Source organism: Nocardia sp. GCM10030253 (assembly GCF_042675075.1).
Taxonomy (GTDB): Bacteria; Actinomycetota; Actinomycetes; order Mycobacteriales; family Mycobacteriaceae; genus Nocardia.
This window is the reverse complement of sequence record NZ_JBHTDL010000008.1, coordinates 346,515-372,020: the sequence shown is the minus strand read 5'-3', so window position 1 is coordinate 372,020 and position 25,506 is coordinate 346,515. Positions and strand designations below refer to the sequence as shown.

Here is a 25,506-nt window from a genome sequence, read left to right as displayed (position 1 = left end):
GTGGGTCGATTCAGCGACTAGCCTTGCCTCGGTACTGACGAACCAGGAGAGGCTGATAGAGGCAGATGACGACCTCAGAACTTCCCGCACGCACGTCCCTGACCGCTGATGTCCGCAATGGCATCGATTACAAGGTGGCGGACCTGTCGCTGGCCGAGTTCGGCCGCAAGGAGATCCGCCTCGCCGAGCACGAGATGCCCGGCCTGATGGCGCTGCGCCGCGAATACGCGGAGGTGCTGCCGCTGAAGGGTGCGCGGATCTCCGGTTCGCTGCACATGACGATCCAGACCGCGGTGCTTATCGAAACCCTCGTGAGTCTCGGCGCCGAGGTGCGCTGGGCCTCCTGCAACATCTTCTCCACCCAGGACCACGCCGCCGCGGCCGTCGTCGTCGGCCCGAACGGCACCGTGGACGAGCCTCAGGGCACCCCGGTCTTCGCCTGGAAGGGCGAAACCCTGGAGGAGTACTGGTGGGCCGCCGAGCAGATGCTCACCTGGCCGGGCGAGCCCGCCAACATGATCCTCGACGACGGCGGCGACGCCACCATGCTGGTGCTGCGCGGCGCGCAGTTCGAGAAGGCGGGCGTGGTGCCGCCGGAGGACGAGGACCACTCGGCCGAGTACAAGGTCTTCCTGAATCTGCTGCGCGAGCGGCTCGAGACCGACAAGACCAAGTGGGGCAAGATCGCCGACTCGGTGCAGGGCGTCACCGAGGAGACCACCACCGGCGTGCTGCGGCTCTACCAGTTCGCCGCGGCGGGCGAACTGGTGTTCCCGGCCATCAACGTCAACGACTCGGTCACCAAGAGCAAGTTCGACAACAAGTACGGCACCCGCCACTCGCTCATCGACGGCATCAACCGCGGCACCGATGTGCTCATCGGCGGCAAGAAGGTATTGATCTGCGGCTACGGCGATGTCGGCAAGGGCTGCGCGGAATCGCTTGCGGGACAGGGCGCTCGGGTGCAGGTCACCGAGATCGACCCGATCAACGCGCTGCAGGCGCTGATGGACGGCTACGACGTCGTCACCGTCGAGCAGGCGATCGGCAACGCCGACATCGTGATCACCTCGACCGGCAACAAGGACATCATCACCCTCGAGCACATGAAGGCGATGAAGGACCAGGCCATCCTCGGCAATATCGGTCACTTCGACAACGAGATCGACATGGCGGCGCTGGAGCGTTCCGGCGCAACGCGATTGAACATCAAGCCGCAGGTCGACCTGTGGACGTTCAAGGAGTCGGGCAAGGCGATCATCGTGCTGTCGGAGGGCCGCCTGCTGAACCTGGGCAACGCCACCGGCCATCCCTCGTTCGTGATGTCCAACAGCTTCTCCAACCAGGTGATCGCGCAGATCGAGCTGTGGACCAAGCCGGAGGAGTACGACAACGAGGTCTACCGCCTGCCGAAGCATCTGGACGAGAAGGTCGCGAAGATCCACGTCGAGGCGCTCGGTGGCACGCTGACCAAGCTCACCAAGGACCAGGCCGAGTACATCGGCGTCGACGTCGAGGGCCCGTTCAAGCCGGAGCACTACCGGTACTGATGGGCGTCCTTGTCGCGCTGGAAGGACTCGACGGCGCCGGAAAGCGAACGCTGACCGACGCCGTCGTCGCCGCGTTGACGGCGCGGGGAGTGCGGGCGACCACGCTCGCCTTCCCGCGCTATGGGCGTTCGGTGCACGCGGATTTGGCGTCGGAGGCGCTGCACGGTGCGCACGGCGACCTCGCGGCATCGGTGTACGCGATGGCGTTGCTGTTCGCGCTCGATCGCGCCGATGCCCGCGATGAGCTGTCGAAGCTCTTGGCGGACAACGACGTCGTGATCCTCGATCGCTACGTCGCGTCCAACGTCGCCTACAACTGCGCGCGGCTGCACCAAACCGCCGACGGTGAGATCGCCCGGTGGGCAGCCGAATTGGAGTTCGGGCGTTTCGGACTGCCGGTGCCCGCCGTGCAGCTGTACCTCGACGTGCCGACAGCTGTCGCCGCCGAGCGGGCGCGCAGGCGTGGGGAACTCGACGAGACCCGCGCACTCGATGCCTACGAACGCGACGACGGACTACAGCAGCGGACCGCCGAGGTGTACCGAGAGCTGGCCGAAAGTAGCTGGCACGGTCCGTGGTGGATATACCGATCCGGTGACGATCCGGCCTCATTGGCCTCGCGACTCGCCGAAATTGCTGGCCGATAAGGTTGGATGTGCCGCGGGATCCCACGAGTGTTGGCGTGGCGGCCCGATCCGAGCCGGAGAGATGACACCATAGTAATTATGAAGCCCAAGATTCTGGTCGTCGACGACGATATGGCGCTCGCTGAGATGCTCACGATCGTCTTGCGCGGGGAAGGGTTCGACCCGCATGTGGTCGGCGACGGTACGCAGGCGCTGGCGGCGGTTCGGGAGATCCGCCCCGATCTTGTGTTGTTGGACCTGATGCTGCCCGGCATGAACGGCATCGATGTATGCCGCGTGCTGCGGGCCGACTCCGGAGTTCCGATCGTGATGCTCACGGCGAAGACCGACACGGTCGACGTCGTGCTCGGTCTGGAGTCCGGCGCCGACGATTACATCGTCAAGCCGTTCAAGCCCAAGGAGCTTGTTGCCCGGGTGCGTGCTCGCCTGCGCCGCACCGAGGAGGAGCCTGCCGAGCTGCTGTCCATCGCCGACATCGTCATCGATGTGCCCGCGCACAAGGTGACGCGCGGCGGCTTGCAGATCTCGCTGACGCCGCTGGAGTTCGATCTGCTGGTCGCGCTTGCCCGCAAGCCGCGCCAGGTGTTCACCCGTGAGGTGCTGCTCGAGCAGGTCTGGGGCTACCGGCATGCCGCCGATACCCGCCTGGTGAACGTGCACGTGCAGCGACTGCGCGCGAAGGTCGAGAAAGATCCGGAGAATCCGGAGATCGTGCTCACCGTCCGTGGCGTCGGTTACAAGGCCGGACCCCCGTGATCGAAGGCGATGCCGATCGTTCGAACGACAGGGAAGGGGTGGCCCAGCGTTTCGAACGATCGCTCGCGCCGGTGGTCGCTTGGTTCAAGGAGGTCGGCACCGCGCTCGGCCATGTGTGGCGACGGTCGCTGCAATTGCGCGTCATCGTCTCCACACTCACCTTGTCGTTGATCGTCATCACGATCCTCGGCGTGGTGCTGACCAGTCAGATCACCGACCGATTACTCGACGCCAAGATCAACGCGGCGGTCGAGGAGATGGATCGCGCCCGCAACACGGTGGAGAACCAGCTCGCGGGCGTGCACGACATCGGCACCCAGCAGCAGCGTCTCGCCGACGCGCGCGACGCGCTGTCCAACCGCGGTGGGACCGGCCAATCCAGTGGTGCGGCGGGCAGTTTCGACTCGGCGCTGAGCATCGTCGGCGGTACCCCGCTGCAGCAGATCTCGACCGGTCCGATCCAGGAGGTGCCGGAGGAGCTGCGCCGCTACGTCGATCGCAACCAGGTCAGCTATCAGTTCGCCACGGTCGCCGACCCCGATGGATACCGGGGCCGCTCGCTGATCATCGGCAGCCCGAGCGCCGAGATCCCCACGCTGCAGATCTACCTGATCTTCCCGCTGGCCAACGAGGAACGCAGCCTGTCGCTGATGCGCGGCACCATGATGATCGGCGGCATCGTGCTGCTGGTTCTGCTTGCCGCGATCACCGCGCTCGTCACCCGTCAGGTGGTGCTGCCGATCCGCTCGGCCGCCCGGATCGCGGGCCGTTTCGCCGACGGCAGACTCAAGGAGCGCATGTTGGTGCGCGGCGAAGACGATATGGCGCGGCTGGCCCAGGCCTTCAACGAGATGGCCGAGAGCCTGTCCAACCAGATCACCCAGCTGGAGGAGTTCGGCAATCTGCAGCGCCGATTCACCTCGGATGTCAGCCACGAGCTGCGGACCCCGCTGACCACTGTGCGCATGGCCGCCGATCTGATCCACGGCAGCAGCGACGATCTCGACGCCGCGCTGGCCCGTAGTGCCGAACTGCTGGTCACCGAGCTGGACCGATTCGAGGGTCTGTTGAACGATCTGCTCGAGATCAGCCGTCACGACGCGGGCGTCGCCGAGCTTCAAGTCGAATCCCTCGACGTGCGGATGTGTGCGCGGGCCGCGATTTCGACCGTCCGGCATCTTGCCAAGGAGGCCGGCGTCGAGGTCGTCGTCGACATGCCGGAGGAGCCGCTCGTCGCCGAGGTCGATCCGCGCCGGGTCGAGCGGGTGCTGCGCAACCTGCTCGCCAACGCGATCGACCACAGCGAGGGCAAGCCGGTGCTGATCCGGATGCGCGGCGATCTCGACGCCAACGCGGTCGCGGTGATCGTCCGCGATCAGGGCATCGGCCTGCGGCCGGGCGAGGAGAAGCTGGTCTTCAACCGGTTCTGGCGCTCGGACCCGTCGCGGATGCGCCGCTCGGGCGGTACCGGACTCGGTCTGTCGATCAGTGTCGAAGACGCGAACCTGCACGAGGGCAAGCTGGAGGCGTGGGGCGAGATCGGCGTCGGCGCCTGCTTCCGGCTCACGCTGCCGCTGGTGCGCGGCAAGAAGCTCGGCCCGAGCCCACTGCCGCTCGAGCCGGCGTTGCGCAAGCACGCGCAGCTGCGCGCGGTCGAATCCGAACCGGCGGGCAATGGCGAGGTCGAACAGGCCGCGGCCGCGCCGCCGCGGCCGGAGCCGGTCGAGCCGGTCGAGTCGACGAATGGCGTGGGACCGCAGGCCGACAATAGTGCCGTTGCCGACACCGAAGTCGCTGAGCCGGGGGACGTACAGTCATGAGGATGCGTGCCTGGTATCCGATGTCGCACCGGCGGTCCGCGCTCGGCGCGGTCGCCATCGCCACGTTGCTGATACTCACCGGCTGCGCGAGCCTGCCGGAATCCTCCGCACCGCAGGCGCTCGGCACCATCAACAGGGAACCGACCAACGACGGACCACCGCCGCCCATCGCCGGTCGCGATCCGGACCTGTTGCTGCGTGACTTCCTGCAGGCCACCGCCGATCCGTCCAGCAGACACCTCGCCGCCAGGCAGTACATGACGCCGTCGGCGTCGGCGCAGTGGGACGACACGGCGAGCACGACCATCGTCGAGAAGACGGACACGCTGCGCGAATCCCGGGTGGGCGACAAGGCGACCTATGTCATCCGGACGCACAAGGTCGGTGAGCTGTCGCCGGACGGCGCCTATCGGGCGTACGACGGGCCATTGGAAAACAAGATCGAAATGTCCAAGGTCGACGGAGAGTGGCGCATCGACGAGCTGCCGGACGGCGTGATCGTGGACAAATCCGCATTCGCCAAGTCCTACCGGCGTTACGTGCTGTACTTCATCGACCCGTCGGGCAGCACCGTTGTGCCCGATCTGCGGTGGATCTCGGTGGCCAAGAATCAACTGACCCAGCGGCTGCTGAGCCTGCTCCTCGCGGGCAGTCAGCCCGCGCTGGCCACAGTGGTGCGCAACGAGCTGGCGCCGCCTGTCGCGCTGCGCGGCCCGGTCACCAAGGCGGGCAGCGATCCCGGTGAAGTCGGTGTCGGGCTCGGCGGCGTGCGCATCGACTTCGCGGGCGCCGCCAACCTGTCGCCACGGGACCGCGAACTGCTGGCCGGGCAGGTGGTTCTCACCCTCGCGGGCGCCGACATCCTCGGCCCGTACATGCTGCTGGCCGACGGCAAACCGCTGGACGAGCGATTCGCCGCCAACGGCTGGTCGGTCGCCGACGTCGAACAGCTCAGCTTGGCGGCGCATACGCAGAACAAGATCGGATTGCACGCCCTGCGCAACGGATCCCTTGTGCAGGTCACCGCGGACGGCATGGTCACCCCGCCCGGTTACTTCGGCGCCGTGAACAATCTGCAGTCGGTCGCGCTGTCGCCGGACGGCCAACTCGTCGCCGCCGTCGCCGATGCCGGGCGGCCGCCACCCGAACCGCCACGCACCCTGATGGTCGGCAGCTACGGCGGCAATGCCTTCCCGGTCGCCGAAGGCACAACCATCAGCAGGCCATCCTGGAATGCCGACGGCAGCGCCGCCTGGGCGGTCATCGACGGCGAACGGGTCATCCGCGCGGTCAACGACCGGGCCACCGGAACCGTCTCGGTACAGGATGTCGACATCTCGGCACTGACCGCGGTGATTCCCAGCCCGACATTCCGGTTGCCGATCACCGAACTGCGGATCTCTCGAACCGGCGTGCGCGCCGCGATGATCGCCGATGGCAAGGTCTACCTCGCGGTCGTCGTCCCGCAGCCCAACGGCAAGTACGCACTGACCTCACCGCTTCCGGTGGGTGTCGGACTGAGCACGGCCGCTGTGTCGGTGGACTGGTTCGGTGGCGACACCTTGCTCATCGCTCGTGAAGGCAATGTCGACCCGGTCAGCAGCGTGTCGGTGGATGGTTCGCAACCCCTCCCGCAGACAAGCCAGAATCTGACCCCGCCGGTGCGGCTGGTCAGCGCATCACCGGAACACCAGTACGTCGCCGACTTGCGCGCGGTGCTGGAGTTGACCAGTAACCCCGGCGGCGGCGAGCCCTACTGGCGCGAGGTGCCCGGGCTCGGCGCGAATGCCGTTCCGGTGCTGCCGGGCTGAGGTCTGACCGAACGCCTACCGCAATACCGGGTTTCGGAGTATGTCGGTGGGCGCAAGCACACTGTGCCGATGCGGACGCTGCTGGATCTGATCCTGCCCGAGGCCTGCGCCGGTTGCGGTGCGGTCGGCGTGGGTTGGTGCGCGGAATGTGCTGGCGCGCTTGCGGGGCCGCCGGTGCGGGTCTGGCCGCGTACCGATCCCGGGGTGCCGTGCTGGGCGCTCGGACGGTACGCGGGCCCAGGTCGGCGCGCGGTGCTTGCGGCGAAGGAGCGCGGGCGCCGTGATCTCGCGGCGCCGCTCGGGCTGGCGCTCGCGGGTGGGCTGGCGCGGTTGCGGGCGCAGGATCGGGCGCTGGTGCTGATTCCGGCGCCGAGCCGGGCGGCGGCGGCCAGGCGCCGGGGTGGGGATCCGGTGGTGCGCGCGGCGCACGCCGCCGTGAGGTGGCTGCCCGATTGCCGGGTGGTACCACTGATACGGATGTGGTGGGGAGTGCGGGATTCGGTGGGCTTGACACCAAGTGAGCGGCAACATAATTTGTGCGGCCGGATCGTCGCGGTGCCCGGTCGTCGCGACCGGGCGGAGGTGCCGGCGAATGCCGAGGTAGTGCTGGTCGACGACGTGCTGACAACCGGCGCGACAGCCAGCGAATCGGTCCGCGTGCTTGCCGGGATCGGGGTGTCGGTACGTGCCGTGCTGGTGACGTGTTCGGCTTGACTCCGGGAAATTTGCGTGAACACTGGCGGACCGCCCGTTGGCGTACTACCGTCGCGATCACACACCCGAACCGGCAGTTTGGAGGTGGCGCCTCGGACATCATGTGCCGAGAGATTGTCAATCGGCACGGCTCATCCCGCCGCACGCGCATCGGTTTGTGCGGCCATATCCGGGAGGTACGCGTGACGACTTCTTCACGACCTTCAGTGAAAGATGCCGATTCTTTGGTGCTGGATTCCGGCGCCAAGGATCAGACAGAGCAAACCCCAGCGGACCGCCCTAGGACCCCTAGCGCAGACGTCGTTGTCAAAGGTCGCAACGTCGAGGTACCCGATCATTTCCGAATCTACGTCGCGGAGAAACTCTCCCGACTCGAACGCTTCGATCCGTCGATCTTCCTCTTCGACGTCGAGCTGTTCCACGAACGTAATCGTCGACAGCGCAAGAGCTGTCAGCGGGTGGAGATCACCGCGCGTGGCAAGGGTCCGGTCGTCCGGGCGGAAGCCTGCGCGGACAGTTTCTATGCCGCGCTCGAGTCGGTGACAGGGAAGCTGGAGAGCCGCCTACGCCGTACCAAGGATCGGCGCCGGGTGCACTACGGTGACAAAACCCCCGTGTCGGTTGCCCAGGCCACCGCGGACCTGATCGACGATTCACTTTTCGTTCCCGACGGATCCACCACGGCGCACGACCACCCCGAGGGTGAGAGCCGCCGTGCTCCCGAGCAGTCGGATGCGACGGACTATGCGGCCGGTCCCGGCCATATCGTCCGCACCAAGGTGCATACCGCGACCCCGATGTCCGTCGACGATGCCCTCTATGAGATGGAGCTCGTCGGCCACGACTTCTTCCTCTTCCAAGACAAAGAGACCGACCGACCGTCGGTCGTCTATCGTCGCCACGCCTTCGACTACGGCCTCATCCGGCTCGCGTAGTTGCCGCGCTCCACCTCTCCGGGTAGTCGGCGCACGAGTTGGGTGCCCGGAGAATTGCGATGCGCGAGGTCGTTGTCACCGTCTGTCGCGGAAGAATGTCTTGTGTAGCAAGGATTCTCGGCGTTGGGGGCGCATGGCCTGGAGCATGACAAGGTCGGCGAAGGTTTCGGCGTCGCGCTCGCGGGTGGATTCGTAATCGCTGCGACCGAGGACGTGTGCGATGGATTCCGGGGAGATCGAGGGGAGCAGGCCGGCGATCGCGGCGTAGGTCTGTGTCGGGGACTTTTCGGTGCGCGACGATTCCGCCCCGTGCCCGAGCAGCATATGCCCGAGTTCGTGCACGATGATGTGCTCGGCGTGCCATTCGGTGGTGTCGGCGCCATAGGCGATCACGTCGCTGTCATGCTTGGCGATCCACAGTCCGCTGCCGGTACCGCAGCCGGTGCCCGCGAGGATGGCGGTGTCGACCGGAAGCAGCGTGATCGTGCGGCCGCGATGAGCGGCGACCGCGTTCAGGTAGGTCGGCAGATCCCAGGGTCGGGGTATCGGAACGGTCTGGGCAAGTTCCCGAAATCGGTTGTCCATACCGGTCATTCGATGCGATCTCCTACATACAGCGGCTCAACGGTCCCCGCCCCGGTAGGAGAAGATGTTACCGAGTCGGTGGTCCGAGCCGATCCGCGCTCTCGATGATGGCGGTGAGCATGGCGGGATCGATGTCCGAACCGCGCAGCGCGATGCTGGCGACATTGGCGTCGCGCATGGTGGCGAGCAACTCCAACTCTCGGTCGATCGCGACCGCGGCGGGCCCCGTTGTGGTCAGGTAGTCGGCGCTCACGCCGAAGCATTGCGCGATCGCGGTGAGGACGGCGACGTCGACCGCGGCAGTCGCGCTGTCGAATTCGCCGCGCCGCATTTTCTCGATGTCAGTCGTGCGCACCTCGCGCCGCAGTTGGTCGCTGACATGCTCGGCCACCGATGACGTTGTACGTTCCGGCGCTGAGCGCGGGTGCACGGTGGTGAACAGCCGGTTGATCTTGTGACTGAGCGCGAGCTTTGCGCGAGCTGCCGCGTCGTCGGTCATGTCCATCACCCCTCAGTGCCTGCCGTTTCGGATCGGTATCGCACCATTGTTTGCTGCCAGCCAGCGGGCTCGAAACCGGGCCTCCGTGCTGGTGTCCACATCCTCGGTTCGGCCTGCCAGCCAGCGGCGATAACGGCGCTCTTCGAATTCTGTCGGATCGTCTGCCTCGGCAGGTACCTCGAGCAGATGTGAAAACGCCATCTCGACAAGCGGATGCAGATGCCTGCCCGGCCCACCGTTGCGTTCGAGCATCGCCGTCGCGTAGCGCGCCGACAATCGGGAGACGACGGCGTTGAGGTCCGAGATCGCCGATACCACATGGGGTTCGGTCGTCCGGCCGCGCTCGACGGCGTCGTTGAGTCGACCTGCCGCCGCGAGTAGACCGGTCAGATCCGAGATCTCGAAGCGGATCGAATCGGGCCCGGACACGATCGACTCGTCGGATTTCGGTGCGTACACATCGACGTCGTTGGCGGCGGGAGTGCCGCCTGCGTAGGTGCGCGCGGCACTGCCGGGCAGCCAGCGCAAAGGGGCGTCGAGTTTGTTGAGCGTGTGCGTGCTGATCGCCGCGTCGCCGTCTTCGATCTTCCTGATCGTCGGCGCCGAGGGCCCTCCAAGATCACCGATCTGCATCTGGGTCAGGCCGAGTTCATCCCGGCGCTCCTTGATGATGCGGCCGAAGCGCTTCTGTCGCGACAGCTCCGAAGGGCTTTGCATAGTGGGCCTCATGGTAGATCCAGCCTAATCGAAAAGACAACTTGATAGAAAAAGTTTGAAAAATCCATGACAAAATTGCTACTGTTCCTTCGCGCCGAGTGAACGACGTCGGCCTTGCTGAGTGTCGGCTTCGGTCAGTTCCGGAACGAGCAGGGGCGTTCGCCGGGACTGGCGCCCGGTCTGTTGCGCAACGGCGCGCGACAGGTCGGCTCACCGGCGACGAACCGGCTCAGCGGCACTGGAGGGGATCGCTGAGCCGGGGCCGTGGCGCCAGAACTTACCTTGGAGTAAGTTAGGTGGCCGAGGCTCTCGAAGGGAAAACCCATGGCTACCAAAGTTGCTCGCCGTGCTGTCATTGTTTCCGGTGCACGGACGCCGTTTGTGCGGGCGTTCACGGACTACACGCGGATGGACTCGATCGCGTTGGCGGATGCGGCGGTGCGGGGTTTGCTGGAGCGGACCGGGCTGCCGGGCGCGCAGGTGCAGGCCATGGTGTGGGGCGGGGTGATCCTGCCGAGCGTTGCGCCGAATATCGCTCGGGAGATCGCGCTGGATCTAGGGCTCGACGCCGGGTGCGAGGGGTACACGGTGACGCGGGCCTGCGCGTCCGGACTGCAGGCGGTGACGTCGGCGGCGGCCGCGATCGAGCGCGGCGAATACGACATCATGATCGCCGGCGGCAGTGATTCCACCAGCAATGCCGAGGTGAAACTGCCGCAGAAGGTGGTGCACGCGGCCGCGCCGCTTGCGCTCGGTAAGCCGAAGCCCAAGGACTACCTGTCCGCGATCTCGCAGCTCGCGCCGTTCACCGACCTGCTGCCGAGCAGGCCGAAGATCGCCGAACGCACCACCGGCGAGGTGATGGGGGAGTCGGCCGAAAAGATGGCCCGCATCCACGGCATCAGCCGCGCCGACCAGGACGAATTCGCCGCGCGCTCGCACCACCGCGCCGCCGCCGCCATCGATTCGGGGCGCTTCGACGACGAGGTGCTGCGGGTGCGCACGCCCGAGGGCGTCGAGATCTCGCGTGACGGACTGGTTCGCGCCGACACCAGCGTGGCACGGCTCGCGAAGCTGAAGCCGGTGTTCGCCGCCGACGGCAGCGTCACCGCGGGCAATGCCAGCCCGCTCACCGACGGTGCCGCCGCGGTGCTGTTGATGAGCGAGGAGAAGGCGCGCGCCCTCGGCTACCGGCCGCTGGCCGCGTTCCGCTCCTGGAGCTACGTGAGCGTCGACCCTGCCGACCAGGTGCTCATCGGCCCCGCCATCTCCATGCCTCGGGCCTTGGACAAGGCCGGAATGTCGTTGGGCGATATCGACTTCGTCGATATCCACGAGGCCTTCGCCGCTCAGACGCTGGCCGTGCTCGCCGCGCTGAACAGTGACGAGTGGGCGAAGACCCGGCTCGACCGGGACACCGCGGTCGGCGAGGTCGACATCGACAAGCTCAACGTGCACGGCGGCTCGGTCTCGCTCGGCCACCCATTCGGCGCGACAGGTGCCCGGATGGTCACCACCATGGCCAACGAGCTCGCCCGCACCGGCAAGAACGCCGCCCTGCTCGGCATCTGCGCCGCCGGCGGCATCGGTGCCTCCGCGGTCCTCGAACGGGTCTGATCCCAGTCTCCGGATAGCGGAATAGTCCGCACATCCTTTGGGTGTGCTGGTCAGACGCGGAAGGATTCGTGGTGGACGGCATCGGACAAAGGCCGCCCGGTGCGCCAGCCGAAGCGTTCCAGGTCGGGGATTTGCTGGAATTCGTGAACCGGTCCGACACAGAGCCAGGCCACCGGGCGGATGCCGTCCGGCAGACCGACCAGGTCGGTCAGGAAGTCCGCGTCGTAGAACGAGACCCAGCCGACGCCGACATACTCCGCGGTTGCCGCGAGCCAGAGGTTCTGGATCGCGAGCACGGCCGAGTAGATGCCGGTTTCGGGGATGGTGGCGCGGCCGAGCACCTGCGGACCGCCGCGACCGTGGTCGTAGGTGACCACAATGCCGGTGCCGCTCTCGGTAATGCCTTCGATCTTGATCGGTTCGAAGGTTGTCGCGCGCTCCGGAGGCAGCGCGTTCCGGAATTCGATCCGCTTCTCCGCGACGTGGTCGGCGAACTTCCGCAACGTCGCCGCTTCCCGCACCACCACGAAGTCCCACGGCTGTGAGTTGCCGACACTGGGTGCCCGATGCGCGGCATCGAGAATCCGCCACAGCGTCGCATCGTCCACGATTTCTCCGGTGAACTCCGCGCGCACATCGCGCCGCAACCGGATCGCCTCGTACACGCTCAGAACTCGCCCGCTTCTCCTGGTATCCAGCGCACCAGTAGGTGCCGCGAGGCTTTCATTGCTGGCGGGCGGTTGAAATCCTGGCTCGGTTCTGGACGTACCCGGCGAGTTATCCATGTGCGTACGAAATCACGTGCGGATATCGTCGGCGCCAGGGGGTACGCCCATGGGGCGTGCCGCGCTCAGCCGATCGGCGCTACGCGGCGCGTGAACTTCTTGCGGCTCGCGGTGAGAGCGGTGCGCAGGCCGCGGCGCTTGCCGGTGATCGGGTCGATCGTCGGATAGGCGTCGCCGCCGAACTTGCGCTCCGAAGCGGTCTCCGGGGCATCGTCGGCGGTCGCGCGCAGGTACTTGTTCGGCAGTGCCAGCTTCGCGATCGTCCGCCAAGCCTTGAAGTACTGCACCGGCAGCGAGCCGGTGGTGTAGGGCAGGTCGTACTTCTCGGCCAGGGCGCGCACCTTTACCGCGATGTCGGCATACCGGTTGCTCGGCAGATCCGGGAACAGGTGGTGTTCGATCTGGTGGCTCAGGTTGCCGGTCATGAAATGCATGAGCGGGCTGCCGGAGATGTTGGCGCTACCCAGCATCTGGCGCAGGTACCACTGGCCCTTGGATTCGCCATCGATGTCGGCCTTGGTGAACTTCTCGGCGCCGTCGGGGAAGTGCCCGCAGAAGATCACCGCGTTGGTCCAGACGTTGCGAACCATATTGGCGGCGATATTCGCGGTCAGCGTCGAGAGGAACGCGGGCCCGGTCAGCAGCGGGAACAGCAGGTAGTCCTTGCCGGCCTGCTTGCCGATCTTCAGCAACACCTCGCGGCGCTTGACCTCGAACTCCGCCCGTTCGGGTGAGCCCTCCTTGTACCGTCCCACCTTGCCGAGCTCGAGATGCTGGACCGCGACGCCGTATTCGAAGAACAGCTGCAGCAGCAGGTTGTAGGCGGGGTTGCCGATATTGAACGGCTTCCAGCGCTGGTCGCGGGTGACGCGCAGCAGCCCGTAGCCGATGTCGTCGTCCATGCCGAGCACGTTGGTGTACTTGTGGTGCAGGTAGTTGTGCGTCTGCTTCCAGTGCTTGGACGGGCCCGTGTTGTCCCACTCCCAGGAGCTGGAGTGGACCTCGGGATCGTTCATCCAGTCCCACTGGCCGTGCATGACGTTGTGCCCGATCTCCATGTTCTCGATGATCTTGGCGGTGCCGAGCAGTGCCACGCCCGCCAGCCAGGCCGGTGGTAGGAAGCTGGCGAAAAGCACGGCGCGACCACTGATTTCGAGTGCGCGCTGCAATCGGATGACGTTACGGATGTACTGTGCGTCGCGCACGCCGCGCGAAGCTTCGATATCGCGGCGGATCGCGTCGAACTCCGCGCCGAGCGCTTCCACGTCGGCTTCGGTGAGATGCGCGTATTCCTTGACATCCGAGATCGCCATGGCGGTTACAGTACCGTAAGTTACGAGACCGTAGGTTACGCGGATGAGCCTCGAAATGTGGCAAATCCCCCATTGCGAACGCGACCGGGGACTGCTATGTCACCGCGTGCGTCGGATCCGGCGTAACGCCCGCTCACGCACGGCTTTCCGGCGCAGCGTCGCCTGTTCCTGACGGGCTTTTTCCTGCAGCGCCTGCTTGGCCTCGCGCAGCACTTCCTTCTCGTGCCGAGCCTTCTCCTTGAGCACGACCTTGGCCTCGCGCATGGCGGAGCGTAGTCCGTACCTGCGGCCGGTCGCCGGATCCACCGGCAGGATGTGGGTCTCCGCCCACGTCTCCGACCACCGCTCCGTAGTCTCCGACCATCGGTCCGTATTGGGCAGCGAGGGCAGGGTGATACCCGCGAACTTGCGCTCGGAGGAGGTCTCCGGGGCGTCGTCGGCGGTGCGCCGCAGGAACCGATCCGGCAGCGCGAGCTTGTGAATGGTCCGGAAGGCGAGCAGGTACTGCTTGCCGAGCGAGCCTGTGGTGTAAGGCAAGTCGTACTTGTCGCACAGCTCGCGCACCCGCACCGCGACCTCTGAATACCGATTGCTCGGCAGGTCGGGGAACAGGTGGTGCTCGATCTGGTAGCAGAGGTTGCCGCTCATGAACGCCATCGCCGGTCCGGCCTTGAAGTTGGCGCTGCCCAGCATCTGCCGCAGATACCATTCGCCGCTGGTCTCGCCCTCTAGCTGCTCGACGGTGAATTTCTCGGCGCCGTCGGGGAAGTGGCCGCAGAAGATCACCGCGTAGGCCCACAGGTTGCGCACGAAGTTGGCCGTCGCGTTCGCCTTCAGCGTGCTCTTCCACGCCGGGCCGGTCAGCGCGGGATAGAACACGAAGTCCTTGGCCACCTGGCGGGTGATCTTGCGGGCGAACTCCTTGTTCGGCTCCGACATCAGCTCCTTGGGCGTGCCGGACAGTTCCTTCTCGATGTCCCAGTCGTGCAGGGCGATGCCCCACTCGAACGTCGCGGCGAGCAGCACGTTCGCGAACGGCTGGACCAGGTGGATCGGCCGCCACTCCTCGTCACGGGTCATCCGCAAGATGCCGAAGCCGAGATCCTCGTCCTTGCCGAGCACGTTGGTGTAGGTGTGATGGGAGTAGTTGTGCGCCCGCCGCCATTGCGACGAGGGCCCGGTTTGATCCCATTCCCAGGTGCTGGAGTGGATCTCCGGGTCGTTCATCCAGTCCCACTGCCCGTGGCTGATGTTGTGTGCGAGCTCCATGTTCTCGATGATCTTCGCGACCGAAAGCAGCGCGGTGCCGCCGAGCCAGGCCCAGCGCTTGCGGCTGCCGAAGAGCATTGCGCGCCCTGCCACTTCGAGTGCCCGCTGCGCGGCAATGGTGCGACGGATGTACTTCGCGTCACGTTCGCCGCGGGACAGCTCTACCGAGCGCCGGATCGAATCGAGCTCCTGCCCCAGTGTTTCGATGTCCGCTGCCGTGAGATGGGCGAACGTCTTGATATCGGTGATGGCCACCGGGGTCCTTTCGCTGCTGGAATTACCTCGAGGGTACCTGGCGGCGACTCCGGCAAGGGTGCGCTCGCGGTGCCCGTTGTCACACGTCGAGTGTGCAGTCGCCCGCCGCGGCCGAGATGCAGGTCTGCACCTTGTCGCCCTCGCGGCGCTCGTCGCCGTTGCGCAGATCGCGCGTGTGCCCGGAAGTTATGGTCACCACGCAGGTTTGACAGATACCCATCCGGCAGCCGAACGGCATCTGTACCCCGGCCGACTCGCCCGCCTCCAGGAGGCTGGTCGCGCCGTCCACCTCCGCGCTGCGCCCGGTCTTCCCGAAGGTGACGGTGCCGCCCTCGCCGACGGCGGAGCGCTCGATCTCGAACCGCTCCACGTGCAGTCGGTCGGTGATGCCCGCGTCGCGCCAGTGGTGCTCGATCTCGTCGAGCATCGCCGCCGGGCCGCAGGCCCAGGTCTGCCGCTCGCGCCAATCGGGGAAGTGCTCGTCGAGCCGCGCGAGCGAGAACTTGCCCTGCTCGCTGGTGAGCTGCAGATGCGAGGAGAAGCTCGGGTGCCGGTCGTGCAGGTCGCGCAGTTCGGCGCCGAACATCACGTCGTCGTCGGTTCGTGCGGAATGCACGTGCACGACGTCGGTCACCAGGTCGCGGCGGTCCATCGCCCGCAGCATCGACATGACCGGGGTGATGCCGCTGCCCGCGGTGAGGAAAAGCACCTTCTCCGGCGGCGGGAAGGGCAGTACGAATCCGCCCTGTGGCGCCGCGAGTCGCACGATGGTGCCCGCGGCGACGCCGCTGACCAGGTGGCTGGAGAGGAATCCCTCCGGCATGGCCTTGACCGCGATGGAGATCAGCCGCTTGCCGCCGTGCTCCGGGTCGGTCCAGTTCGGCGGGCAGGTCAGCGAGTACGACCGCCAATGCCAGCGGCCATCGATCAGAATGCCGATGCCGATGTATTGACCGGGCTCGTACTTCCAGTCGAAGCCCCAGCCCGGCTTGATGACCAGGGTTGCCGAGTCGCCGGTTTCCTTGCGTACCTCGACGATTCGCCCGCGCAGCTCGCGTGCCGACCACAGTGGGTTGGCCAGATGCAGGTAGTCATCCGGCAGCAGTGGGGTGGTGACCCGGGCGACCGCGCCGCGCAGCACATTCAGCCGCCCGCCGCGCTCGGCGACATCGGCGGCAGGTGCTTCCAGCCACTCCCGAACACCCCGCACCGAGAATCCCCCTTTTTTCAAGACCATCGCTGCCGTTCGTCTCCCTGTCGTAGCGCCCGCTGACACGGCCACCTCGCAGTCAGGTTACGGCATCGTAGGTTTGTGAGGGGGTCGCAGGTTCAGATATGCGATCTACCGGCGCTTGCCTTGCGCGAGGCTGTCGCTCACAGCAAATCGAGTAGGAAGGGGAGTTCCTGCGCGGCGTACCAGGCGAGCTGGTGGTCTTCGGCGTCGCCGAGTACGAACTCGGCATCGGTGTCGCCGAGATCGGCGGCGTCGACCACATCGACGGCCTTCGCCACCTCGGGCTCGGCCTCGGCGAGGTCGAGGTGCACGGAAGCGATCTGGTCGTAGGTGATCGGGCCTGTCAACCGCACCACGGCGTCGTCGAGGTCGGAGCGGAGCTTCGCGCCGGTCACGTCGGCGGCGATCACCGCGCGCCGGTACACCGGGCTATGGCTGTGCGTGGCCGCCGGCTCGTCGTCGGCTCCGTCAGCGGGCTCTGGGTCTGCCGATTCGGCGAACTCCTCGCGTTCGGTGGCGAGCAGCCGCAGCGAGGCCCGGGCGGCCTCGCCCATCGCGACCTCGGCCAGTTCGTCGTCGTCGCCGGAGGCGTAAGCCTCGCGCAAGGTCGGGGTGACCGCGAAGGCGGTGTCGCTGACCGCGCGCAATTCCCGGTTCGCCACCAGTTCGCGCAGCATCGGCACCGTCGCCGGGATGTAGACCCGCAGCTTGTTCTGATCAGATACAGGCACCGAGCATCTCCTCCATGGACTCGTGCACCGACGCGGCAAGCACGCCGATGTCGGCCATCGCGTCGCGGTCGGCATTGAGCCCGTAGAAGACGCGCCCGTCGTAGGACGTGATCCCGATACTCGAGGCCTGGTTGCGTAGCAGCGGCGACACCGGATACATCTCCAGCATCCGCGCGCCACCGATGAACATCGGCGTCTGCGGACCCGGCGCGTTGGTGATCACCAGATTGAACGTGTGCTCTGCGAACGTACTCGCCGCCCGCACACTCATCGCATGCAGGCTGGCCGGAGCGAACCCGGCCAGGTGCACCAGGGTGCGCGCCCGTACGCCGCGCCGATGCTTGCTGTTTGCCTCGGTCGCGTGCGCGATGTGCGACAGCCGCATCACCGGATTCGGTTCGCCGACCGGCAGATCGATGAGGAATGAGGACACCTCGCTGGCAGGCTGCAATTGATCGCCGTCAACGCCCTCGACATAGACCGACATCGGCACCACCGCGCGCAGCACCGTCGATTCGGTGAGCGCCTCGCCGCGGGAGAGCAGCCAGTTGCGCAGTGCGCCGGTGACCACCGCGAGGATCGCGTCGTTGGTCGAGCATTCGAAGCGCGTGCGGATCTTGCGGTAGTCCTCCAGATCCGTCTGGACGACATCGAAGCGCCGGTTGCGGGAGGTCTTGGCGTTCAGCGGACTGTCCGGCGCCCCTGTGGTTGCCGCGCGCACCGCCGACACCACCGAGTCCACCGCCTTGCCCGCGGTGCCGATCACCGCGAAGGCGCCCGCGCTCGCGTCGCGGACCACCTCCAGCGCTTCGCGGGGCTGCGCCGCCAAGTGGGTCAGCGCCCCGACGAAAAGCTCCATCTCGTTGGGTTCACGCGGCGCGTGCCAGGCATCGTCGGCGAAGGCGCGCGGTGACGCGCTGCTGTCGAGGATGACGTGCCCGATCTCGAGCGCGGTTTCCCCGTCGACCAGCGCAGAATGCGTCTTGGTGAAAATCGCCGACCGGCCGTCGGCCAGACCTTCGATCAGGTACATCTCCCACAGCGGCCTGCTCTGGTCCAGCGGCCGCGAGGCCAGCCGCGCTACCAGGTCGTGCAGTTGCTCGTCGGTTCCTGGAGCGGGCAGCGCCGAACGCCGAATGTGGTAGGTGATGTCGAAGGCGCTGTCCTCCACCCAGACCGGCCGACCGAGCGCGAACGGGATCTCGCGGACCTTGCGGCGATAGCGCGGCACCAGCGAGAGCCTGGCCTCGACGAGATCGACCAGTCGGTCGTAGTCGAGTGCGGGTTCCCCGGATATGCGCCCGGGGTCGGTACTTCGGACGATCGCGAGAGAGCCGATATGGATCGGATTGCTACTCGACTCGAGCTGATAGAACGACGCGTCCTGCGGCGTCAATCTCGTGATCACGCTGCCCGATGCTCCTTCCGATGCCTTGTCGACGCCCAATTGTTGTCGCCCACAACGGTTCGTCTCGTCCCCTGTGGCATATCCAGCGAAACCGGCACACCCCTTTACCCCTGCCGGGTTCCGTGGAAAGCTTCGCCGATCCGAGCTCGGGGAACTCGATTCGATCACAGGGGGAAGTGTTGTGCACAGTGGACGATCGTCACTTTCGCCTGCTCCACATGAGCCGCGCTGCCCTGTCCTCATCGCATGCCGTCTCCTAGCGGGCTGACCAGGACCGGAGCAGATCGGCGCGCAAGGACGATAGACGAATAACATCGTACGACACCGAAGGTAGAACAGGTTTCGCAGCAGTTCGATTCGCTGAAAGTTCGCCTCGGTCGCACTTCGGCGCGTCCGCGGGTACGCGCGCGTTCGACCAGCTGCAATACCCGACCGTGCCTGGGGTGCGTGCCGCGCGGCGGGTACGGTGAGGAGCAACGGGCGAGACCACATGGCGGGGCCGGGGTGAGTCAGCACAACGCTGCTCGTCGACGCTTACCATGGGTGCCGCATTACCATGAAGCGTGCTGCGGATTCCGTCATACCCGACGGGCTCGTGCGCACCGGCCCGGCAGGGCTCCGCACGCGGGCCTGACGCGGGCGGCGGCCGACAACACGATGACACACCGACCAGAGGACTGACGAGACCCGTGCCTGCGCTGACACTGACGAGGTTGCTACGGATTGGTGAGGGACGCACGGTCAAGCGTCTGGCCCATCTCGCGGACGAGGTCCTCGCGCTCGGTCCGGAGATCGAGCTGCTCACCGACGCCGAGTTGCAGGCCAAGACCGACGAGTTCAAGGAACGCTACGCCGACGGCGAGTCGCTGGACGACCTGCTGCTCGAGGCGTTCGCGGTCGCCCGCGAGGCGTCCTGGCGGGTGCTGAACCAGAAGCACTACAAGGTGCAGATCATGGGTGGCGCCTCGCTGCACCTCGGCAATATCTCCGAGATGAAGACCGGTGAGGGCAAGACGCTCACCTCGGTGCTGCCCGCCTATCTCAATGCGATCGGCGGCGAGGGTGTGCACATCGTCACCACCAACGACTACCTCGCCAAACGCGACTCCGAGTGGATGGGTCGTGTGCACCGCTTCCTCGGCCTCGAGGTCGGGGTGATCCTGTCCGGAATGACGCCCGCGCAGCGGCGCACGGCCTACAACGCCGACATCACCTACGGCACCAACAACGAGTTCGGCTTCGACTACCTGCGCGACAACATGACGCACTCGCTCGATGATCTGGTGCAGCGCGGGCACAACTTCGCCGTCGTCGACGAGGTCGACTCCATCCTCATCGACGAGGCACGCACCCCGCTGATCATCTCGGGTCCTGCGGACGCCTCCAGCAAGTGGTACGCCGAGTTCGCCAGGATCGCGCCGCTGCTGAAGAAGGACCTGCACTACGAGGTCGACATCAAGAAGCGCACTATCGGCGTGCACGAGGCCGGCGTCGAATTCGTCGAGGATCAGCTCGGCATCGACAACCTTTACGAGGCCGCCAACTCGCCGCTGGTCAGCTACCTGAACAACGCCATCAAGGCCAAGGAGCTGTACTCGCGCGACAAGGACTACATCGTCCGCGACGGCGAGGTGATCATCGTCGACGAGTTCACCGGTCGCATCCTGGTCGGCCGCCGCTACAACGAGGGCATGCATCAGGCGATCGAGGCCAAGGAAGGCGTCGAGATCCAGCCGGAGAACCAGACCCTGGCCACGATCACGCTGCAGAACTACTTCCGGCTCTACGACAAGCTCTCGGGCATGACCGGTACCGCGGAAACCGAGGCGGCCGAGCTGCACTCGATCTACGCACTCGGCGTGGTCCCGATCCCGACGAACAGGCCGATGATCCGCGCGGACCAGTCGGACCTCATCTACAAGACCGAAGAGGCCAAGTTCGCCGCCGTCGTCGACGACGTCACCGAGCGGCACGAAAAGGGCCAGCCGGTGCTGATCGGTACCACCAGCGTCGAGCGCTCGGAGTACCTGTCCAAGCAGTTCACCAAGCGCGGTATCCCGCACAACGTGCTGAACGCGAAGTTCCACGAGAAGGAAGCCGAGATCATCGCCGAGGCCGGTCGGCCAGGCGCGGTGACCGTGGCGACCAACATGGCCGGTCGTGGTACCGACGTCGTGCTCGGTGGCAACCCGGACATCATCACCGACATCATTCTGCGCAAGGAAGGTCTGGATCCGGTCGAGACGCCGGATGAGTACCAGGCCGCGTGGCTGCCGACGCTGGAGCGCGTCAAGGAGACAACCTCCGAGGACGCCGATGCGGTGCGCGATGCGGGCGGCCTGTACGTGCTCGGCACCGAGCGGCACGAATCGCGCCGTATCGACAACCAGCTGCGCGGTCGTTCCGGCCGTCAGGGCGACCCGGGCGAGTCCCGGTTCTACCTTTCGCTCGGTGACGAGCTGATGCGCCGCTTCAACGGCGCGGCGCTGGAAGCGATCATGACCCGGCTGAACCTGCCCGACGATGTGCCGATCGAGGCGAAGATGGTCTCCAAGGCCATCAAGAGCGCGCAGACGCAGGTCGAGCAGCAGAACTTCGAGATCCGCAAGAACGTGCTCAAGTACGACGAGGTGATGAACCAGCAGCGCACCGTCATCTACGGCGAGCGCAACCGGATCCTGCGCGGCGAGGACATGGAGGGCCAGGTCCAGAGCATGATCGCCGACGTGATCACCGCGTATGTCGACGGCGCTACCGCCGAGGGCTACGTGGAGGACTGGGATCTGGACAAGCTGTGGACGGCGTTGAAGACGCTGTATCCGGTGAACATCGACTACAAGGATCTGACCGGGGAGACCTCGGTCGGCGAGGCCGGTGACCTGTCCAAGGAGGAGCTGTCCGAGGCGCTGCTCGATGATGCGCATGACGCGTACGAGAAGCGCGAGGAAGAGATCGATGGTCTCGCCGGCGCAGGTAGCATGCGCAATCTCGAACGCCAGGTGCTGCTTTCGGTGCTCGACCGCAAGTGGCGCGAGCACCTCTACGAGATGGACTACCTCAAGGAGGGCATCGGCCTGCGCGCGATGGCGCAGCGCGACCCGCTTGTCGAATACCAGCGCGAGGGCTTCGACATGTTCGCCGCGATGCTGGAGGGCCTGAAGGAGGAGTCGGTCGGCTTCCTGTTCAACCTGCAGGTCGAGGTCCAGCAGCCGCAGCCCGAGGGCGTTTCGGTCGACGCGGGCCTGCGCTCGCCGGTCGGCGCCATGTCGGCGCCACGCCCGCTGCCCACCCAGGAGGCCGCCCCGGTCGCCAACGGTGCACCGGCCGCGCTGCGCGCCAAGGGAATCGCTGACTCCGGTTCCCGCGGCTTCCACTACTCGGGCCCGGACGAGGGCGGTCACGCCGAGGTGCACAACGACGCCGAGGAGTACGGCGACGGCACCACCCGCCGGGAACGCCGCGAGGCGGCCCGCGGCCAGGCCAAGCCGAAGCGAGCCCCGAAGACGCGTCGCCGCCACTGAGGGTGTAGCCCTGCACTGAACCGAATTACGAAGGCGCCCATGGACATCGGTCCATGGGCGCCTTTGTTGTCGCACACGGCATCCGTGGTGTTGACACAGGTGACCATGAGGGACCCGCCATGACAACCGCTACGAGGACGACCAGCCCGGCGGCGGGAGCGGTGAAGGCACTGGTGACCGGTGCGAGCGCAGGTATCGGGCGAGCGTTTGCGACCTCCCTGGCGGAGGCGGGCTACTCGGTGACCGCTGTCGCACGCCACGAGAACTCACTTGTCGAGTTGATGGCCGAACTCGGCCCCGGACACGGCTACCTGGTCGCGGACCTGGCCTCTCCAGCAGGACTGTTGTCCGCCGCGGCGCTGCTGGCCGAATCGCCACACACGCTGCTGGTGAACAACTCGTGAGAGCGCCGCTAGGTTCGAGACATGGACCGCAGCGCTGTCGAGGAATGGGTCGCTGGATACGAACGGGCATGGCGGGCGCCGGGGACGCAGGCGTTGGGCGATCTGTTCGCCGCCGACGTCGGATATCGGATGTCGCCGTGGGCTGAGCCGTTGATCGGTTTGGCTGCGCTGGAGATGTTTTGGGAGGCAGGGCGGGACGGACCCGACGAGGCGTTCACCATGCGGTCGGAGATCGTCGCGGTAGACGCAGCCACCGCGGTCGTACGGGTCGCGGTCGAGTACGCCCGGGATCAGCCGTCTCGGTGGCGCGATCTGTGGGTGCTGCGGTTCGACTCGGCAGGTCGCTGCACATGGTTCGAGGAGTGGCCGTTCGCGCCGGGGCAGCCCGACGGGCACTAGTCGCCGCGGTCGATTTTCCAGGATTCGTTGGAGTTCAGTGCCGTGAGCAGGAGGCGGATCGCGGCCACTCGGCGCTCCTTGCCCGGGAGTTTGTCCAGGGCGCATTCCGGGTCGGTCGGCGGACCGAGGTGGGTGCAGCCGCGCGGGCAGTCCTCGATGGCGGCGGCGAGGTCGCTGAAGGCGGCGACCACGTCGTCGGGGCCGATGTGCGCCAGGCCGAAGGAGCGGATGCCGGGGGTGTCGATCACCCAGCCGCCCGCGGGCAGGGGGAGTGCGACAGATTGAGTCGAGGTGTGGCGTCCCTTGCCGACGCCGGAGACGACGCCGACGGCGCGATACGCGTCCGGGACAAGACGATTCACCAGTGTCGACTTGCCGACGCCGGAGTGGCCGATGAGTGCGGTGAGGCGGCCGTCGAGCAGCGCGTTCACCGGCTCCAGCGAATCGTCGATGCCGCCGTAGACGATAGTGAGGTCGAGACCGTCGAAGAGGGAAGCGAATTCGGATTCGGCGTCGAGGTCGTGTTTGGTCAGGCACAGAATCGGTTGCAGCCCACCGGCATACGCGGCGACCATGGCGCGCTCGACGAAACCGGTGCGCGGCGGCGGGTCGGCGAGCGCGACCACGATGAACAACTGTTCGGCGTTGCCGACCACGATACGTTCGAAGGGATCGGTGTCATCGGCGGTGCGGCGCAGCACCGTTCGGCGTTCGGAGACGCGGACGATCCTGGCGAGGGTGTCCGCCTTGCCGGACAGGTCGCCGACCACGTCGACCAGGTCGCCGACCACGATCGGCGTGCGGCCGAGTTCGCGGGCGCGCATGGCGACGATCGGCCGGTTCGGATCACCGTCGAGCACACAACCCCAACGCCCGCGGTCTACCGCGACCACCATCGCGGATTCCGCGTCATTGTGCTGCGGACGGGTTTTCGTCCGAGGCCGCGAACTCCGACCCGGGCGTACCCGGACGTCGGATTCGTCGTACTCGCGACGCCTCAGCGCGTCGCTCCTTGATCGGAGAACGTCGGATCGAGCATCTGCTCCCACAGCGACACGAACCCGGGCAGCGTCTTGGCCGTTGTGCCGATGTCCTCGATCTCGATGCCGGGCACCCGCAGGCCGAGAATTGCCCCCGCCGTTGCCATTCGGTGGTCGGCGTAGGAGTGCCAGACACCGCCGTGCAGCGGTGCCGGGGTGATTTCCAGCCCATCCTCGGTCTCGGTGACGTTGCCGCCGAGTCGATTGATCTCGGTGGACAGCGCCGCGAGTCGGTCGGTCTCATGGCCGCGCAGATGCGCGATGCCGCGCAGCCAGGACGGCGAATCCGCCAGTGCGGCAAGCGCGGCCACGGTGGGGGTCAGCTCACCGACGTCGTGCAGGTCGATATCGATGCCTGCCAGGCGCTCCGGGCCGCGCACGGTGAGGACGCCATCGAAGCGGCTCGTCTCGGCGCCCATGCGCACCAGGATTTCCCGGATCACATCGCCGGGTTGGGTGGTGATCCGCGGCCAGTGCGGAATACGGACCTCGCCGCCGGTGATCGCGGCGGCCGCCAGGAATGGCGTGGCATTGGACAGGTCGGGCTCGATATCCCAATCCACCGCGCGGATCGGTCCCGGTGTCACGGTCCACGTCTGCGCCTTGCGGCTGTCCGCGGGAGCATCGACGGCGACATCGGCCCGCCGCAGCATCTCCACGGTCATCTCGATATGCGGCATCGACGGCAGTGCTTTGCCGTCGTGGTGCACGATCACACCCTGGTCGAATCGGGCCGCCGACAGCAGCAGTCCCGACACGAACTGCGAGGACCCTGAAGCATCGATGGTGACCTTGCCGCCGCGCAGCGCACCCTTGCCGTGCACGGTGAACGGCATTGCGTTTCCGTCGATATCTGCACCGAGCCTGCGCAGTGCGTCCAGGATGGTGCCGAGTGGGCGAGCCCGAGCCTGCTCATCGCCGTCGAACGCCACATCGCCGCTCGCCAGCGCCGCCACCGGCGGCAGGAACCGCATCACGGTGCCTGCCAGTCCACAGTCGACAGTGCCGCCGCCCAGCGGAGCGGGCGTGACGGACAGCGTGTCGCCGTCACCCTCGATGCCTGTGCCCATTGCCCGCAGTGCACCGATCATCAGATTGGTGTCACGGCTGCGCAGCGCGCCGGAGATCGTCGAAGGGCCATCGGCCAAGGCGGCCAGAATCAACGCCCGGTTGGTAATGGATTTAGATCCGGGCAGGGTCACGGTCGCGTGCACGGGGACATCGACATAGGGCGCTGGCCAGAAACTCACCTGTCCATCTTCCCGCATAGCGCCGATGGACACGCGGGCGGTGCTGTGTTGTATTTGCAACGCCCGCGGGCCTGCGTGTTCGCGGCTCCCTTGGCTCGCGTCCGAACAGTCGAGACCAGTGCGTTCGGTGCTTGGGCTTCGGGCACTCGGCTGTGCCGAATTGGCCGTGCCTTCGCGTGGATCGGTAGCAATGGGCGTGTCGGATAGCCGTCCTGGGAGGTTGTGCCGTCCGGTGGTTTACCGGGC

22 protein-coding genes are annotated in these 25,506 nt (G+C 66.5%); 11 read left to right on the top strand and 11 right to left on the bottom strand.

Annotation, left to right across the window (positions count from 1 at the left end; translation table 11 throughout):
* The first annotated feature begins 65 nt into the window (after nt 1-65).
* The 7 genes from ahcY (at nt 66) to hpf (ending at nt 8,233) form a co-directional block, all read left to right on the top strand.
* The gene (gene ahcY, locus ACFQZZ_RS20235; RefSeq protein ID WP_378682802.1) at nt 66-1,550 is read left to right on the top strand and encodes an adenosylhomocysteinase; all 1,485 of its coding nucleotides are present in this window, start codon (nt 66-68) and stop codon (nt 1,548-1,550) included.
* A complete protein-coding gene (locus ACFQZZ_RS20230; RefSeq protein ID WP_378682799.1) occupies nt 1,550-2,197 on the top strand; it encodes a dTMP kinase in 648 nt (215 codons plus the stop codon). The genes ahcY and ACFQZZ_RS20230 overlap by 1 nt, the downstream gene beginning before the upstream one ends.
* A 78-nt stretch (nt 2,198-2,275) precedes the next feature.
* Nucleotides 2,276-2,953: an MtrAB system response regulator MtrA gene (gene mtrA / locus ACFQZZ_RS20225; RefSeq protein WP_378682796.1), complete on the top strand. Its 678-nt coding sequence runs from the start codon at nt 2,276-2,278 to the stop codon at nt 2,951-2,953.
* Nucleotides 2,954-2,991: 38 nt separating this feature from the next.
* Complete coding sequence (gene mtrB, locus ACFQZZ_RS20220; RefSeq protein ID WP_378683184.1) at nt 2,992-4,773, top strand: MtrAB system histidine kinase MtrB; 1,782 nt, start codon at nt 2,992-2,994, stop codon at nt 4,771-4,773.
* Nucleotides 4,770-6,584, top strand: coding sequence for an MtrAB system accessory lipoprotein LpqB (gene lpqB / locus ACFQZZ_RS20215; protein ID WP_378682793.1), 1,815 nt, complete (start codon nt 4,770-4,772; stop codon nt 6,582-6,584). The genes mtrB and lpqB overlap by 4 nt, the downstream gene beginning before the upstream one ends.
* 69 nt (nt 6,585-6,653) lie before the next feature.
* A complete protein-coding gene (locus ACFQZZ_RS20210) occupies nt 6,654-7,298 on the top strand; it encodes a ComF family protein (protein ID WP_378682790.1) in 645 nt (214 codons plus the stop codon).
* A gap of 230 nt (nt 7,299-7,528) precedes the next feature.
* Complete coding sequence (gene hpf / locus ACFQZZ_RS20205) at nt 7,529-8,233, top strand: ribosome hibernation-promoting factor, HPF/YfiA family (RefSeq protein ID WP_378683181.1); 705 nt, start codon at nt 7,529-7,531, stop codon at nt 8,231-8,233.
* 75 nt (nt 8,234-8,308) lie between these two features.
* On the opposite strand, the gene ACFQZZ_RS20200 is transcribed toward hpf, so the two are convergent.
* The 3 genes from ACFQZZ_RS20200 to ACFQZZ_RS20190 are packed head-to-tail and all read right to left on the bottom strand — an operon-like array spanning nt 8,309 to nt 10,034.
* Complete coding sequence (locus ACFQZZ_RS20200; protein WP_378682787.1) at nt 8,309-8,827, bottom strand: hypothetical protein; 519 nt, start codon at nt 8,825-8,827, stop codon at nt 8,309-8,311.
* Between the two features lie 58 nt (nt 8,828-8,885).
* Nucleotides 8,886-9,317: a hypothetical protein gene (locus ACFQZZ_RS20195; RefSeq protein ID WP_378682784.1), complete on the bottom strand. Its 432-nt coding sequence runs from the start codon at nt 9,315-9,317 to the stop codon at nt 8,886-8,888.
* 12 nt (nt 9,318-9,329) lie between these two features.
* Nucleotides 9,330-10,034 (bottom strand): helix-turn-helix domain-containing protein, encoded by a 705-nt coding sequence (locus ACFQZZ_RS20190; RefSeq protein WP_378682781.1) that lies wholly within the window; start codon nt 10,032-10,034, stop codon nt 9,330-9,332.
* 324 nt (nt 10,035-10,358) lie between these two features.
* Here ACFQZZ_RS20190 and ACFQZZ_RS20185 point away from each other — a divergent pair, with 324 nt between their 5' ends.
* Complete coding sequence (locus ACFQZZ_RS20185; RefSeq protein WP_378682778.1) at nt 10,359-11,651, top strand: acetyl-CoA C-acyltransferase; 1,293 nt, start codon at nt 10,359-10,361, stop codon at nt 11,649-11,651.
* 50 nt (nt 11,652-11,701) lie between these two features.
* Here ACFQZZ_RS20185 and bluB read toward each other — a convergent pair whose 3' ends face one another.
* The 6 genes from bluB to ACFQZZ_RS20155 all read right to left on the bottom strand — a co-directional run bounded on the left by bluB (nt 11,702) and on the right by ACFQZZ_RS20155 (nt 18,646).
* Nucleotides 11,702-12,322: a 5,6-dimethylbenzimidazole synthase gene (gene bluB, locus ACFQZZ_RS20180; RefSeq protein WP_378683178.1), complete on the bottom strand. Its 621-nt coding sequence runs from the start codon at nt 12,320-12,322 to the stop codon at nt 11,702-11,704.
* 179 nt (nt 12,323-12,501) lie between these two features.
* Nucleotides 12,502-13,749 carry a fatty acid desaturase family protein gene (locus tag ACFQZZ_RS20175; protein WP_378682775.1) on the bottom strand — a complete coding sequence of 416 codons (1,248 nt, stop codon included), beginning with the start codon at nt 13,747-13,749 and terminating at the stop codon, nt 12,502-12,504.
* Nucleotides 13,750-13,848: 99 nt separating this feature from the next.
* Nucleotides 13,849-15,273, bottom strand: a complete 1,425-nt coding sequence (locus ACFQZZ_RS20170; RefSeq protein ID WP_378682772.1) for a fatty acid desaturase family protein — start codon at nt 15,271-15,273, stop codon at nt 13,849-13,851.
* A gap of 79 nt (nt 15,274-15,352) precedes the next feature.
* A complete protein-coding gene (locus ACFQZZ_RS20165; RefSeq protein WP_378682769.1) occupies nt 15,353-16,510 on the bottom strand; it encodes a ferredoxin reductase in 1,158 nt (385 codons plus the stop codon).
* Nucleotides 16,511-16,647: 137 nt separating this feature from the next.
* Entirely contained in the window at nt 16,648-17,184 is a 537-nt protein-coding gene (locus ACFQZZ_RS20160) for a DUF6912 family protein (protein WP_378683175.1), read from the bottom strand.
* 40 nt (nt 17,185-17,224) lie between these two features.
* The gene (locus tag ACFQZZ_RS20155) at nt 17,225-18,646 is read right to left on the bottom strand and encodes a wax ester/triacylglycerol synthase family O-acyltransferase (RefSeq protein WP_378682766.1); all 1,422 of its coding nucleotides are present in this window, start codon (nt 18,644-18,646) and stop codon (nt 17,225-17,227) included.
* A 689-nt stretch (nt 18,647-19,335) separates the two neighbouring features.
* Here ACFQZZ_RS20155 and secA point away from each other — a divergent pair.
* The 3 genes from secA (at nt 19,336) to ACFQZZ_RS20140 (ending at nt 22,970) form a co-directional block, all read left to right on the top strand.
* Nucleotides 19,336-22,167: a preprotein translocase subunit SecA gene (gene secA / locus ACFQZZ_RS20150; protein ID WP_378682763.1), complete on the top strand. Its 2,832-nt coding sequence runs from the start codon at nt 19,336-19,338 to the stop codon at nt 22,165-22,167.
* Between the two features lie 119 nt (nt 22,168-22,286).
* A complete protein-coding gene (locus tag ACFQZZ_RS20145; protein ID WP_378682760.1) occupies nt 22,287-22,571 on the top strand; it encodes an SDR family NAD(P)-dependent oxidoreductase in 285 nt (94 codons plus the stop codon).
* Nucleotides 22,572-22,592: 21 nt separating this feature from the next.
* Nucleotides 22,593-22,970, top strand: a complete 378-nt coding sequence (locus tag ACFQZZ_RS20140) for a nuclear transport factor 2 family protein (RefSeq protein ID WP_378682757.1) — start codon at nt 22,593-22,595, stop codon at nt 22,968-22,970.
* Here ACFQZZ_RS20140 and rsgA read toward each other — a convergent pair.
* Both rsgA and aroA read right to left on the bottom strand, forming a co-directional pair.
* A complete protein-coding gene (rsgA, locus tag ACFQZZ_RS20135) occupies nt 22,967-23,971 on the bottom strand; it encodes a ribosome small subunit-dependent GTPase A (protein WP_378683172.1) in 1,005 nt (334 codons plus the stop codon). The genes ACFQZZ_RS20140 and rsgA overlap by 4 nt on opposite strands.
* The gene (gene aroA, locus ACFQZZ_RS20130) at nt 23,968-25,278 is read right to left on the bottom strand and encodes a 3-phosphoshikimate 1-carboxyvinyltransferase (RefSeq protein ID WP_378682754.1); all 1,311 of its coding nucleotides are present in this window, start codon (nt 25,276-25,278) and stop codon (nt 23,968-23,970) included. Before aroA ends, rsgA begins: the two co-directional genes overlap by 4 nt.
* Between the last annotated feature and the right edge of the window lie 228 nt (nt 25,279-25,506).

Bases quoted from the DNA above. Each gene is read 5' to 3' on its own strand.
- ACFQZZ_RS20160 (WP_378683175.1), bottom strand. From the start codon at position 17,184: ATGCTGCGCGAACTGGTGGCGAACCGGGAATTGCGCGCGGTCAGCGAC.
- ACFQZZ_RS20190 (WP_378682781.1), bottom strand. From the start codon at position 10,034: ATGCAAAGCCCTTCGGAGCTGTCGCGACAGAAGCGCTTCGGCCGCATC.
- ACFQZZ_RS20200 (WP_378682787.1), bottom strand. From the start codon at position 8,827: ATGACCGGTATGGACAACCGATTTCGGGAACTTGCCCAGACCGTTCCG.
- aroA (WP_378682754.1), bottom strand. From the start codon at position 25,278: ATGCGGGAAGATGGACAGGTGAGTTTCTGGCCAGCGCCCTATGTCGAT.
- lpqB (WP_378682793.1), top strand. From the start codon at position 4,770: ATGAGGATGCGTGCCTGGTATCCGATGTCGCACCGGCGGTCCGCGCTC.
- ACFQZZ_RS20195 (WP_378682784.1), bottom strand. From the start codon at position 9,317: ATGACCGACGACGCGGCAGCTCGCGCAAAGCTCGCGCTCAGTCACAAG.
- ACFQZZ_RS20165 (WP_378682769.1), bottom strand. From the start codon at position 16,510: ATGGTCTTGAAAAAAGGGGGATTCTCGGTGCGGGGTGTTCGGGAGTGG.
- ACFQZZ_RS20210 (WP_378682790.1), top strand. From the start codon at position 6,654: ATGCGGACGCTGCTGGATCTGATCCTGCCCGAGGCCTGCGCCGGTTGC.
- ACFQZZ_RS20185 (WP_378682778.1), top strand. From the start codon at position 10,359: ATGGCTACCAAAGTTGCTCGCCGTGCTGTCATTGTTTCCGGTGCACGG.
- ACFQZZ_RS20145 (WP_378682760.1), top strand. From the start codon at position 22,287: ATGACAACCGCTACGAGGACGACCAGCCCGGCGGCGGGAGCGGTGAAG.
- ahcY (WP_378682802.1), top strand. From the start codon at position 66: ATGACGACCTCAGAACTTCCCGCACGCACGTCCCTGACCGCTGATGTC.
- ACFQZZ_RS20175 (WP_378682775.1), bottom strand. From the start codon at position 13,749: ATGGCGATCTCGGATGTCAAGGAATACGCGCATCTCACCGAAGCCGAC.
- mtrA (WP_378682796.1), top strand. From the start codon at position 2,276: ATGAAGCCCAAGATTCTGGTCGTCGACGACGATATGGCGCTCGCTGAG.
- ACFQZZ_RS20230 (WP_378682799.1), top strand. From the start codon at position 1,550: ATGGGCGTCCTTGTCGCGCTGGAAGGACTCGACGGCGCCGGAAAGCGA.
- ACFQZZ_RS20140 (WP_378682757.1), top strand. From the start codon at position 22,593: ATGGACCGCAGCGCTGTCGAGGAATGGGTCGCTGGATACGAACGGGCA.